Origin of the sequence: Kribbella sp. NPDC051936 (genome assembly GCF_040680955.1) — a bacterium.
Lineage (GTDB): Bacteria > Actinomycetota > Actinomycetes > Propionibacteriales > Kribbellaceae > Kribbella.
The window spans coordinates 74,303-85,832 of the sequence record NZ_JBFAXS010000011.1 but is presented as its reverse complement, the minus strand read 5'-3'; the positions used below and the strand labels follow the sequence as shown (position 1 = coordinate 85,832).

14 protein-coding genes are annotated in these 11,530 nt (G+C 69.3%); 9 read left to right on the top strand and 5 right to left on the bottom strand.

What is annotated here, in order from left to right; all coding sequences use genetic code 11:
* Positions 1-29: 29 nt before the first annotated feature.
* Entirely contained in the window at positions 30-428 is a 399-nt protein-coding gene (locus AB0L64_RS34710) for an NUDIX domain-containing protein (RefSeq protein WP_363717193.1), read from the bottom strand.
* 104 nt (positions 429-532) lie between these two features.
* Between AB0L64_RS34710 and AB0L64_RS34705 the strand changes: the two genes are divergently transcribed.
* The 7 genes from AB0L64_RS34705 (at position 533) to AB0L64_RS34675 (ending at position 6,750) form a co-directional block, all read left to right on the top strand.
* The gene (locus tag AB0L64_RS34705; protein WP_363717191.1) at positions 533-1,414 is read left to right on the top strand and encodes a PHP domain-containing protein; all 882 of its coding nucleotides are present in this window, start codon (positions 533-535) and stop codon (positions 1,412-1,414) included.
* Positions 1,411-2,028 (top strand): MarC family protein, encoded by a 618-nt coding sequence (locus AB0L64_RS34700; RefSeq protein WP_355476596.1) that lies wholly within the window; start codon positions 1,411-1,413, stop codon positions 2,026-2,028. Before AB0L64_RS34705 ends, AB0L64_RS34700 begins: the two co-directional genes overlap by 4 nt.
* Positions 2,029-2,050: 22 nt before the next feature.
* Positions 2,051-2,920 (top strand): PD-(D/E)XK nuclease family protein, encoded by an 870-nt coding sequence (locus AB0L64_RS34695; RefSeq protein ID WP_359925870.1) that lies wholly within the window; start codon positions 2,051-2,053, stop codon positions 2,918-2,920.
* A 193-nt stretch (positions 2,921-3,113) separates the two neighbouring features.
* The gene (locus tag AB0L64_RS34690) at positions 3,114-3,953 is read left to right on the top strand and encodes an alpha/beta fold hydrolase (RefSeq protein WP_363717188.1); all 840 of its coding nucleotides are present in this window, start codon (positions 3,114-3,116) and stop codon (positions 3,951-3,953) included.
* A gap of 236 nt (positions 3,954-4,189) precedes the next feature.
* Positions 4,190-4,987: an ABC-2 family transporter protein gene (locus tag AB0L64_RS34685; RefSeq protein WP_363717186.1), complete on the top strand. Its 798-nt coding sequence runs from the start codon at positions 4,190-4,192 to the stop codon at positions 4,985-4,987.
* Positions 4,980-5,795 carry an ABC-2 family transporter protein gene (locus AB0L64_RS34680; RefSeq protein WP_363717184.1) on the top strand — a complete coding sequence of 272 codons (816 nt, stop codon included), beginning with the start codon at positions 4,980-4,982 and terminating at the stop codon, positions 5,793-5,795. The genes AB0L64_RS34685 and AB0L64_RS34680 overlap by 8 nt, the downstream gene beginning before the upstream one ends.
* Before the next feature lies 1 nt (position 5,796).
* A complete protein-coding gene (locus tag AB0L64_RS34675; protein ID WP_363717182.1) occupies positions 5,797-6,750 on the top strand; it encodes an ATP-binding cassette domain-containing protein in 954 nt (317 codons plus the stop codon).
* Here the strand turns inward: AB0L64_RS34675 and AB0L64_RS34670 are convergent, their stop codons facing one another.
* The 3 genes from AB0L64_RS34670 to AB0L64_RS34660 all read right to left on the bottom strand — a co-directional run bounded on the left by AB0L64_RS34670 (position 6,751) and on the right by AB0L64_RS34660 (position 8,732).
* Positions 6,751-7,500: a hypothetical protein gene (locus tag AB0L64_RS34670; RefSeq protein WP_363717180.1), complete on the bottom strand. Its 750-nt coding sequence runs from the start codon at positions 7,498-7,500 to the stop codon at positions 6,751-6,753.
* Positions 7,501-7,743: 243 nt separating this feature from the next.
* A complete protein-coding gene (locus tag AB0L64_RS34665; RefSeq protein ID WP_363717178.1) occupies positions 7,744-8,058 on the bottom strand; it encodes a hypothetical protein in 315 nt (104 codons plus the stop codon).
* The gene (locus AB0L64_RS34660; RefSeq protein WP_363717176.1) at positions 8,055-8,732 is read right to left on the bottom strand and encodes a hypothetical protein; all 678 of its coding nucleotides are present in this window, start codon (positions 8,730-8,732) and stop codon (positions 8,055-8,057) included. Before AB0L64_RS34660 ends, AB0L64_RS34665 begins: the two co-directional genes overlap by 4 nt.
* Positions 8,733-9,075: 343 nt before the next feature.
* Between AB0L64_RS34660 and AB0L64_RS34655 the strand changes: the two genes are divergently transcribed.
* Together AB0L64_RS34655 and AB0L64_RS34650 are read left to right on the top strand one after the other, a co-directional pair.
* Positions 9,076-9,603, top strand: coding sequence for an RNA polymerase sigma factor (locus tag AB0L64_RS34655; RefSeq protein WP_363717174.1), 528 nt, complete (start codon positions 9,076-9,078; stop codon positions 9,601-9,603).
* Complete coding sequence (locus tag AB0L64_RS34650; RefSeq protein WP_363717172.1) at positions 9,600-10,643, top strand: hypothetical protein; 1,044 nt, start codon at positions 9,600-9,602, stop codon at positions 10,641-10,643. Before AB0L64_RS34655 ends, AB0L64_RS34650 begins: the two co-directional genes overlap by 4 nt.
* On the opposite strand, the gene AB0L64_RS34645 is transcribed toward AB0L64_RS34650, so the two are convergent.
* Positions 10,636-11,517, bottom strand: a complete 882-nt coding sequence (locus AB0L64_RS34645; RefSeq protein ID WP_363717170.1) for an alpha/beta hydrolase — start codon at positions 11,515-11,517, stop codon at positions 10,636-10,638. The two genes, AB0L64_RS34650 and AB0L64_RS34645, sit on opposite strands and share 8 nt — an antisense overlap.
* Positions 11,518-11,530: the final 13 nt, after the last annotated feature.

The window sequence follows — 11,530 nt, the reverse complement described above, 5'->3', positions numbered from 1 at the left end:
TTGTTCCCAGACCCCAACGGATGTCGTCACTACCCCGGCAGGGCGTTCCATTGCTCCAGCGTGGAGATCAGGAGCGTGGCGGTGGGCAGCGAGGCGATCTCGGAGCGCGTCACGAAGCGTGCGTCCGACGCGTCGTCACCCGGTGTGAGCTCGCCGCCGACGGCTGTCGCCTCGTAGTCGCGGATCACGTAGAGCTGTCCCCGCGGGCCGGGGCGCTCGACCTCGCCGACCAGGTTGCCGACCTCGACGGTCAGGCCCGTCTCCTCGGCGACCTCCCGCGCGACCGCCGCCGGATCGTCCTCGCCGGGCTCGACCCGTCCGCCCGGGATCGACCACAGACCGCGTCCCGGCTCGTTGGCACGGCGTACCACGAGCAGCCGGTGTTGCTCGTCGTACACCAGGGCACCCACACAGTCGACGCGCTCCATGCCCCCGAAGAATAGAGCGTCTGTGCACAAGTGCCAGGTCTCGTCGGTGAACGCGGATAGCATCAGCGGTGACAGCCACCCGGCGAAGGGACCCAGGACCGCTCGTGCTCATCGACCTGCACACCCACTCGAACCGTTCGGACGGCACCGATCCGGTGGACGTCCTGATGAGGCATGCGCAGCAGGCCGGGCTCGATGTGATCGCGCTCACCGACCACGACACCGCCGACGGGTGGGTGGACGGCCGCCGGGCCGCCGAGGAGCTCGGCATCGGCTTCGTCCCGGGGCTGGAGATCTCCTGCAAGCTCAACGGGATCAGTGTCCACCTGCTCGGCTACCTGCTCGACCCGGCCTACACCCCGCTCGCGAAAGACCTGCAGGTGGTCCGCGAGGGCCGCACCGACCGGATCCCGACGATCGTGGCCCGGCTGAACAGCATCGGCGTGCCGCTCACCGTCGAGGAGGTGCTGGCCCAGGCGACGGGGACGCCGTCGGTCGGCCGCCCGCACGTCGCCGACGCCCTGGTCGCGAACGGCACGGTCGCGAACCGCAGCGAGGCGTTCGACCGCTTCCTCGCCGACGGCCGCGCCGGCCACGTGCCGCACTACGCGCTCGAGCCGGGCTACGCGATCGACCTGGTCCGCCAGGCCGGCGGGGTGCCGGTCATCGCGCACCCGTGGGGCCGGTCGAGCTACAAGGTGATGACCGAGGAGAACCTGGCCGCTCTGGTCGCCGACCACGGCCTGGCCGGCATCGAGGTCGACCACCAGGACCACTCGCCGGAGTCGCGGGAGGCGCTGCGCGCCATCGCCCGCAACCTCGGCATCGTGTACACCGGCTCCAGCGACCACCACGGCGCCGGCAAGATCGACCACGACCTGGGTGTGAACTCGACCGAGCCCGAGCAGTTCGAGCGCCTGTTGGAGATCGCCAAGAGCAACGCCGCCGCCTCCGACGCGCAGGTCCCCGAGGCCTACCTTCCGTGAACAGTGTCATCAATCTGGGGTTGCTCAGTGAGGTGGTGGTCACGCTGTTCGTGATCATGGACCCGCCGGGCACCGTGCCGGTCTTCATCTCGCTGACCGCCGGCCAGTCCCGCGCGGTGCGGAAGAAGGCGGCCTGGCAGGCGGTGCTGGTCGCGTTCGGCGTGATCGTCGTGTTCGCGGCGTTCGGCCAGCAGATCCTGCACCACCTCGGCATCACGCTGCCCGCGCTGCAGTGCGCCGGCGGCCTGCTGCTCCTGCTGATCGCGTTGCAGTTGCTGACCGACACCGCCGAGGACCCGGTGCAGACGAAGAACGTGAACATCGCGTTCGTCCCGCTCGGTACGCCGCTGCTCGCCGGGCCGGGCGCGATCGTCGCCACGATGGTGTTCGTGCAGCGGGCGAACGGGTCGTTGCCGGACGTGGTCGCGATCTCGGTCGGCATCATCGCGATCCACCTGGTGATGTGGCTGACGCTGCGGTTCTCCGGCGTCATCATGCGGATCCTCGGCGAGAACGGCGTCCTGCTCGTCACCCGGATCGCCGGTCTGCTGCTGAGCGCGATCGCCGTCCAGCTGGTCGCGGACGCGGTCACCGACTTCATCAAGGCCGGCTGAGATGAACGACATACTTCCCGGGATGCCGACGCGGCTGTTCGTGGCGACGCCGACGAAGCTGCTGACGTTCGCGGACTGCAAACGGAAGTACCGCTACACCTACCTCGAGACGCCGCGGCCCCCGAAGGGCCCGCCGTGGGCGCACAACACGGTCGGCGCGATCGTGCACGAGGTGCTCGCCGACTTCTTCGGGCGCTGGCCCGCGTCCCGCCGGACGCCGGACGAGGTCGTCGCGAAGATGCGGTCGAGCTGGCGCAGCGAAGGGTTCCGCGACGAGCAGCAGTCGCTGGACTGGCGGGACCGGTCGACCGAGATGGTGCTCGGCTACCTGCGGGACTCCGATCCGTACTACGAACCGCGCGGCGTCGAGCGGACGGTCGCCTTCACCACCGCCCGGGCCTCACTGCGCGGGCGGGTCGACCGGATCGACGAGCGCCCGGCCCGCGACGGGAGCGGCGGGACCGAGTTGGCGATCGTCGACTACAAGACCGGACGCCGGCCGCTGACGCCGGTCGACGCCCGGTCGTCGCTGGCGATGGCGCTGTACGTGCTCGGTGCGCGGCGCGTGCTGCACAAGCCGTGCACGCGGGTGGAGCTCCACCACCTCCCGACGAACACGGTCGCCGCCGCCGATCACGACGACGCGTCGCTCGCCCGGCACCAGCAGCGCGCCGAGGCGATGGCCGACGACGCGGCCGCCGCCGAGGCCCGCTGGGCCGAAGGCCTGACGCCGGCGGAGGCGGACGCCGTGTTCCCGCCGGAGCCGTCGCCGCTGTGCGGCTGGTGCGACTTCGCCAAGATCTGCCCCCAGGGCCGCCGCGAGTCCCCGCCCCGCGACCCGTGGGCCGGCCTGGACGAACCGTCGCCGATCCCGCTCGAGGATGTTGGCTGAGGTCTGCAGCTCGACAGTACGTATACGTCCACTGCCGGCTCCCCGGGCGGGTGCGCACGCCTGAGGGATGGGTCGCTCGGCGGACACCTCCTGTCGAGCTGCCGCCGTGCCAGCGGCGTGTGCGTGGGATGCCAGCGAAGCGGAGCACTCTGAGGGTGAACGCCATACCGAATGAGAAACGGGGGCTCGCCTGATGGGTGCGAAGACTGTGAACAAGCTGGCGGTGCCGGGGGCAACGCTGCACTACGAGGTCACCGGATCGGGACCGGTACTGTTGCTGATCGCGGGCGGCGGGACCGACGCCGGCGTGTTCTCCGGGATGGTCGGCCAGCTCGCCGCCGAGTACACGGTGGTGACCTACGACCCGCGCGGCAACTCCCGCAGCCGGCCCGACGGTGACGCGACGGACGAGTCCGTCGAGCAGTCGGCCGCCGACGCGCTGGCCCTGCTCGACTCGGTCGCCGGTCACGAGCCGGCGTACGTCTTCGGCACGAGCTCGGGCGCGATCACCGGCCTCGAGCTGATCACCCGGCACCCCGAGCGGGTGCGGATGCTCGTCGCGCACGAGCCGCCGTGCACCGAGGTGCTGCCGGACGCGGCCGACGCGCGCGCGTTCTTCGAGGACGTGTACGAGACGTACCGCGAGGACGGGCTGACCGCGGCCGACGTGGTGTTCATGATGGGCACCGGCATGGACGATGACGCGATGCCGCCGATGGAGGACCTGCTGCCGGAGTACCGAGAGCTCGCGGAGCGGATGCAGGCGAACGCGGCCACCTTCTACGAGCACAAGCTGCTGCCGTTCACCCGGTACGTGCCGGATCTGGACGCGTTGCGGCGGGTCGCCGATCGCGTCGTCCCGGCCGCCGGGCTGGAGTCGTTCGCGCACCTTCCCGGGCGGCCGATCGAGGTCGTCGCGGACCACCTCGGCTGGCCGGTGGTGATGTTCCCGGGCGGGCACGGCGGGTACGCGAGTCACCCGGCGCCGTTCGCCACCCACCTCGCCCATCTGCTGAAGACCGACACCCTGTAGGTTCCTGTTCTTCCCCCGGGCACCGGTCCGGGCGTGGGTCTGAGGGGTCCCGCGCCCGGACCGGTTATTTTTGTTGACGCCTCGGCGTACCGTCCCTCTTCTGCCCTTGACAATTCGGCGTGGTCCAACCATGCCGTCACAGTGGTGTCCGAACCCCCGGGTCCTGATGGATCCGGGGCAGTTCCGCGTGCCGCTGTGCCTCTCGGACACCGCTAGGAGTGCGAGAGGAGGTAGTAGTGGGTGTCTACTGGGCGATCGCCGTCCGGTCCTTCCGGCGGTTCTCGACGTACCGGATCGCCAGCGTGTCCGGGATCTTCACCAACACGATCTTCGGGTTCATCCTGTGCGGCGTCTATCTGACCCTGTGGCGCGAACGCCCCGGGCTCGGCGGGTACGACGTCCCTGACGCGCTCACGTTCGTGTGGTTGCAGCAGGGGTTGCTGATGCCGATCGGGATCTTCGGCGCGACCACCACGAACGAACTGGGGGAGCGGGTCCGCAGCGGCGAGATCGCCGTCGACCTGTACCGGCCGACGCAGCTGTTGCTGTGGTGGATGTCCGTCGATCTCGGGCGGGCGATGTTCCAGCTGCTGGTGCGCGGCGGCGCCCCGTTGCTGGTCGGTGCGCTGGTGTTCGACCTCAAGTTCCCGACGAGCGTGAGCCTGTGGCCGGTGATCGCGCTCGGGCTGGTGCTCGGGATCCTGGTCAGTTTCTCGATCCGGTACCTGGTCGCGTTGTCCGGGTTCTGGATCACGGACTCGCGCGGGATGGAGCACCTCGCGCTGGTGCTGTCGCTGTTCTTCGCCGGGACGATCCTGCCGCTGGTCGCGTTCCCCGGCTGGATCGGTACGGTCGCGCGTGCGACGCCGTGGGCCGCGACCATGCAGGTGCCGATCGACATCTGGCTCGGCCGGAACCCCGGTGGGACCGGGGCGGCGCTGGTGTTCCAGGTGGGCTGGCTCCTGGTGCTGCTGCTGATCGGGCAGTTCGCCACCACGCTGGCGACCCGGAAGGTGGTGATCCAGGGTGGTTGAGCGTGTCCTGCGCGCGCCCGCGCAGTACTGGATGCTGATCGTGTTGTGGATCCGGTCCGCGCTGGCGTACCCGGCGTCGTTCGTGCTGATGCTGGTGAGCTCGATGCTGGTCACGGTGACGGACTTCATCGCGGTGCTGTTCATGTTCAGTCACATCAGGTCGTTCGGCGGGTTCTCGCTGCCGGAGATGGCGTTGCTCTACGCAACGGCCTCGATGGCGCTCGGGGTGGCCGATCTGGTCACCGGGTCGATCGAGCGGGTCGGCGACCGGATCCGGACCGGCTCGTTCGACGCGTACCTGATCCGGCCGGTGCCCGCGTTCCTGCAGACCGCGGCGGATGGGTTCGCGCTGCGCCGGCTCGGCCGCCCGCTGCAGGCCGCGACCGTGCTGGTGCTCGCGCTGATCCACCTCGAGGTCGACTGGACAGTTGCCCGCGGCCTCATGCTGGGCGTCTCGCTGGTCGCCGGGTCGGTGATCTTCGGGGCCCTGTTCGTGCTCGGCGGCGCGTTCCAGTTCGTCTCGGTCGACTCCGCCGAGTTGGCCAACTCGGTCACGTACGGCGGGCAGGCGCTGACCCAGTTCCCGTTGACGATCTTCGGCAAGGAGATCGTGCGGGCCGTGACGTTCGTCGTACCGCTTGCCTGCGTCAACTACTACCCGGTGCTGTTCGTGCTGGGGAAACCGGCCCCGCTGGGCCTGCCGTCCTGGATCGGGCTGCTGTCGCCGCTGGTCGCGGCGCTGATGGTCGCGCTGGCATCGCTGGCGTGGCGTGCCGGTCTTCGTCGCTATCGCAGTACAGGGAGCTGAAGTGGCTGTCATCGAGTTGGACAACGTGTCGCGGGCGTTCACGGTCACCTCGCGGTCCGGGATGCGCCGGACCAAGCGGGAGGTCCGGGCGGTGGACGGGATGACCTTCACCGTCGAGCCGGGCGAGGTGGTGGGCTACATCGGGCCGAACGGGGCCGGGAAGTCCACCACCATCAAGATGCTGACCGGGATCCTGGTGCCGTCCGGCGGGTCGATCCGGGTGGCCGGCGTCGACCCGTCACGGCACCGGCTGAAACTCGCCCGGCGCATCGGCGTCGTCTTCGGCCAGCGCACCACCTTGTGGTGGGACCTGCCGTTGAAGGACTCGTTCGCCGTCCTGCAGAAGATGTACGACGTCCCGCTCGCCCGGCACCGGGAGAACCTGGCGACGTTCGTCGAGCTGCTCGACCTCGGCGACCTGCTCGACGTCCCCGTCCGCCAACTGTCCCTCGGGCAGCGGATGCGCGGCGACATCGCGGCGGCCCTGCTGCACGACCCCGAGATCGTCTACCTGGACGAGCCGACGATCGGGCTGGACGTGATCAGCAAGGCGCGGCTGCGCGAGTTCCTGGCCCAGGTCAACGCGGAGCGCCGGACGACGATCATCCTCACCACCCACGACCTCGACGACATCGAGGCGCTGTGCACCCGGGTGATGGTCATCGACCACGGGCACCAGATCTTCGACGGCACCCTCGACCGCCTCAAGTCCAGCCAGTCCGCGCCCCGCACCCTGGTCGTCGACCTCGCCACCTCGCTGCCACCCATCGAGGTCACCGGAGCCACGGTCGTCAAGGTCGACGGCCCCCGCCAGCACCTCACCTTCCCGACCAGCACGAGCGCAGCGCCCTTACTGACCGAGATCGCCGCCAACTATCCGCTGATGGACCTCTCGGTCTCCGAACCCACCATCGAATCCGTCATCACCCAGCTCTACACACCCGCACCCCGGTGACTAGCGGGTGAGACCGTTCGGCCTGTGGGCGGTCCTGGGCTGGGATGCCCGCTCGGTGGTCGTGGCGGCGGCTTGCTCGGCCGGCGCCGGGGCGAGTCGCAGCTGTTCGTTCATCACCCGGTGGAAACCGTCCTGGCCGCGGACCATCCCGTCCAGGTCGATTGCCTGCGGCAACACCGGCGCCGCGTCGAACACCCGGGCGTGCGCCGCGACCAGGAACGTCCGCATGATCGCGTCGCTGCCCCGCTTGAACTCGGGGCCCTGCACGAGGAAGTACGCCGCGTCGGTGAACGTCTTGCGTTGCTCGGGGTCGCGCGGATCTGCCGCACCCGCGGCCCGCGCCTCCTCCAGCTCGGCCAGCGCGTCGAACGACGCACGCCGTAGGACCTCGCAGTCCGCCTGGTCCGCGGTCTCCGTGACCACCTGGTCCGGGGACCCCGGATACGGACCGCCGGTCGCCGGATCCCGCGGCGCAGCCAGGAAGACCAGCCGGTTCCCGTTCACCGTCTCGCCGCCGCGCAACGTCACGACGTTCTGCATCCTGTGGTCGCGACCCATCCGCTCGAGAGCAACCGCCTCCAACTCGGACAGCAGCTTCCACGCCGGCGTTCCAGGTTCGCGATTCCCCGCCGACGGCGACAGCCGGTACCGCATGTGCCCCTCACCGATCGTGGCCCGGACGTCCTCCGCACTCGCGTGAGGCCGCGTCCACTGCCCCTGCAGAGCAACCTGGTACCGCCACTCAGCCACATGCCGATACGCCGCCTCGAACCCCGCAACCCGCTCATCCCGTGAACCAGCCGACGCCAGCCGCTCCTCCAACACCCCCAGAGCCGCAGCAGCCTCAGCAGCCTGCACCTCCGCAAACCCACCCAGCTGATCCCAAGCAGCCGGATTGTTCACCGTCTTCACCAAGTCAGGCGTAGGAAAACTCCGCCCAGTGATCCGCACACCCATACCCCGAAACCTACAAGCCCCGGGGTCACCTGCCGCTCAGGCGAGATCCGCCACCATCGAGGCGAACACCACCTCAGGATCCATGCCCTCGGTGTCTTCACGCCAGCGACGAGCCGAGTCGGGGAACTCCTGCTCGTCGACAGCACCGACCCGGGCCTGGATCAGACGCTTGGCCTCCGCGATCCCGATGTCGACGTACTGCATTTCGTTGAGGAAGTAGTAGTCGTGCCGCGCACCCTCATTGCGATGAAACTTCCCGGTGTTTCCCACATACGTCCACACGTCCTCATCGACCAACGCCGCGACCCACAGCTCTTTGTCGCCGTCCTTGACCAAGAACAACCGCGTCATCGTGATGTTCCGTTCTGTCGATGCTGAGCCTGTTGGCGGGTCTGCTCCAGTGCCCGGTTCGGCTCGCTCGCGCGGGCCGGACCTGACTTGGGGCGGTGCTGCTGACGCTTCTTACCGTAGCTAATGGCGTTCACCGGCACGCCGCCAAGCTCCTTGAGCTGTTCGATGCCGGCCGGTTGGGTCATCTGATCGGAGAGCGCGATGCACTCCCGCCGAGCAGCGTCACGAGCCGCACCAGGCTGTCGGCGATCGCGCTCGATCTCGTACAGCCCCGTCGTACGCTCCTTGACCTCGATCGACTCGTTCGAGTGCACCTGCAGTTCGACCGACTCGCCTTGCGCACGCAGGAAGGCATGCAGACCTTTGTAGCGGCTCCCGTCGACGTACGAGTGATGTGCGGCCTGGGTCTGCCAGTTGTTGTCGTTGAGACGATCGATCGTTCTGATCGCAGCCTGGGTGAGCTCGTCCGGATGCTTGACGAGAGCTGTGTAGCGAAGAACGTCCTCCGGAACCTGTTGGGACCGTCGGTAGAAGTCCTCGTAGGTGGCCAGTTTCCGGGCCAGGGACTGCGGCGACTTCATCCGGTTCTTCAGGTGGTCCGGCGTTGCCTCCACTCCGATCGCGGAGACGACGGCATCCGTGACGCGGGGCTCGACGGAGGCGGCCTTCGTCACCAGCTGCAGACTCATCTCGGCCGTCCGTTCGCCGTACTCGGCCGCGATCTCCGCCTTGGTCGGGATCGGGTCTCCCCAGTCGAGCGGCCGCCGCTCGGACAGCCAGGCGTGCACGTCTGCCGGTTCTGGAAGGTTGTCGAGACCGGGTTGCATCTGTCCCCCAGGCTTGGTTTGGCTTTCGATCGACCGTACGGACTCCGGAAGGGGCCGTGGGGTGGGTTTCGGGATCTGTGGATAACTCGGGTGGGTTACGGAATGGGGTGGGGTGGTGACGTTGGGGTGGTGGGGTCGTTGAAAGTCGGGTAGGAGCCAACCGGATGGGCTGATCGGGGGTAGAGAAGGTATGCCGACGATGACGGGTGAGCCGGTGGTGGGCGTGCATGAGCCGCCGGGGGATGGGCCTGGGTTTGTGGCGTGGGTGCGGCCGCATCTGGTGGCGATGGCCCGGCTGGCGGGGCGGCTCGCGGTGGGGGCGGACCGGGACGACATCGTGCAGGAGGCGCTCGCGCGGGCCTGGGCCAAGCGGGGGCAGTACGACGCGAGTCGCGGTACGCCGTCCGCCTGGCTGCTCGCGATCACCGCGGACCAGGCCCGGAAAGCGGTACGCCGGATGCGCACCGGAGCCTCGCTGACCGTGATCGAGGACGCTGGGCCGGTGGCTTCACGGCCGGATCTCGATGCGCGGATGGACGTCGACCACGCGATCATGTCGCTGTCGGAGCGGCAGCGGCTCGCGGTCGACTGCTACTACTTCGCCGACCTGTCCGTTGCCGAGACCGCGGCCGTCATGGGCTGCTCCGAAGGCACCGTGAAGTCCACGCTGTCCGACGCGCGCAACCGGCTCCGCACCCTACTGGAGGTGACCGAATGAACCAGACCGATGAAGTCGACGACCTGCTGACCCGGGCCGGCGCTCGCTGGCGGGCTGACCAGGACGCGCCGCCGGAGCCCGATCTCGAGTACATGCTGAGCGGCGGCCGGAAGAACCGGCGCTGGGTGCCCGCGCTCGCGGCGGCCAGTGTCGCGGTCGTGGCGGCCGGCGTCCTCTCCGTACTGCCGGACCCGAAGACCCCGGCACCTCCCGCCGCGACGGCAACCGGCGCCCCGCAGGCGTTTGCTCAGGGCAACGACAAGTGGCTGGTGAAGCCGGGTGACAAGGTGCAGGTGAGCGGCGAGATCATCGCCGTACCGGGCAAGGCCCCGGTCTTCTGCGCGCCGCTGGCGAAGACCGCGATCGGCTACCTGCCGGGGAAAGAGCCGGCGCCGAGCTGCCCGGCCGACTTCGCGGTCGAGCTCAACGGCCTGGAGGTCGACCGGATCCCGGGCGTGACCACGATCAAGGGCGTCCGGACCGGCCAGGCGTCCGTCACCGGTATCTGGCGCGACGGCTCGATCGACGTCCAGCAGCAGGCCGAGCCGATCCGCACAGCCGACGCCGGTCTGCCGAAGCTGCCGTGCGCGGCCCCGGCCGGCGGCTGGCCGTCGAAGCCGAGCAACATCTGGTCGACCGCGGTGAAGACGTTCCTCGCCGCGCATGCCGCCCAGGCCTACGGCCCGGTCACCTACTACCCGAACGGCACGTCCCGCAACGCCCCCGTGGTGATGATGGTCGGTGTCGCGCACGGTGATCTCGCCGCGTTCCGTACGGCGTTCGAGAAGGTGTACAGCGGCAACCTGTGCGTGGCCCCGGTCCTGATGAGCAACGCCGACAGCGACCGGGTCCGGGAGACGCTGAACGGCATCCTCAGCAAGCAGAACCTCGGCGTGTACATGAGCGGAGGCGCCGACGGGATGACCGGCGGAGCCGCGCCGGTTCAACTGCTCGTCTACACCGAGCAGGTGAGAGCCGCTCTGACACCGGTCGGTCTCGACCTGCTCGACGTCCAGCCGGCGGTCCGGCCGGTCAGGTAGTGGTAGCGGTCAGGTCCGGGTAGTCGTGGAAGAAGTCCACCAGGAGGCGGGCGGTCGCGGCCGGCTGGTCGATGGCCGGTGAGTGGCCGGCGCCGGGGATGACCTCAGCGTGCACACCGAGGCGCTCGGCCATCGCCTCCTGGACCGGGATCGGCCAGCCGTCGTCGGTCTCGCCGTGCAGCACCTGCGTGCGGACGCCGGACTTGGCGAGCTGATCGGTCTTGTCCTCGGCGTCGGTCAGCCGCCGGGTGATCTCGGCCAGGCTGGTCGGTACGTTGCCGGTGAACCGCTTCCGCAGGAACGCGACGATGTCGTCGGCCGGTACGACGTACCCGGGTGCCTTGCGGTCGTGCTCGAGCTTGAGGTCGTACACCTGCTCGATCGGCAGGTTCGCGAGCCCGAACGCGAGCATCTGCAGGCTCTGCAGCGTCGCCTCGTCGGTGAACGCGGCCGGTCCCGAGCAGAGCAGGCTGAGCGTCGAGAACACCGACGGGTCGGTCAGCACGGCCTCACGCGCGACCAGCCCGCCGAACGAGTGCCCGACCAGCTGGCTGTACCCGCCGAGCGCCTTGCTCATCGCCACCACGTCCGCGCCCAGCTCCGCCAGCGAGTACGCCGACGCGTCGGCCGGACCCGGGGTCTCGTACTGACCACGCTGGTCGACGGCCACCGCCCGCCACCCGTACCGGCACAGGTGGTCGACGAGCGGTGTGAAGTCCTCTTTGCTGCCGGTCCAGCCCGGCACCAGCAAGACCGTGCCGAGCGGCGTACCGATGTCGGGTACGGCGGTCAGCGTGGCGAACGAGCCACGGTCGGTCTCGAGTGTCTCGGGGTGCACCCCGTCGGGCAGCGTCAGCGTACGCGGCGTACTCACAAGTAAAGAGACT

What these genes read in the sequence shown, in the direction of transcription:
- AB0L64_RS34710 (WP_363717193.1), bottom strand. Translation starts at nt 428, where the DNA reads ATGGAGCGCGTCGACTGTGTGGGTGCCCTGGTGTACGACGAGCAACAC.
- AB0L64_RS34695 (WP_359925870.1), top strand. Translation starts at nt 2,051, where the DNA reads ATGCCGACGCGGCTGTTCGTGGCGACGCCGACGAAGCTGCTGACGTTC.
- AB0L64_RS34690 (WP_363717188.1), top strand. Translation starts at nt 3,114, where the DNA reads ATGGGTGCGAAGACTGTGAACAAGCTGGCGGTGCCGGGGGCAACGCTG.
- AB0L64_RS34665 (WP_363717178.1), bottom strand. Translation starts at nt 8,058, where the DNA reads ATGACGCGGTTGTTCTTGGTCAAGGACGGCGACAAAGAGCTGTGGGTC.
- AB0L64_RS34655 (WP_363717174.1), top strand. Translation starts at nt 9,076, where the DNA reads ATGCCGACGATGACGGGTGAGCCGGTGGTGGGCGTGCATGAGCCGCCG.
- AB0L64_RS34650 (WP_363717172.1), top strand. Translation starts at nt 9,600, where the DNA reads ATGAACCAGACCGATGAAGTCGACGACCTGCTGACCCGGGCCGGCGCT.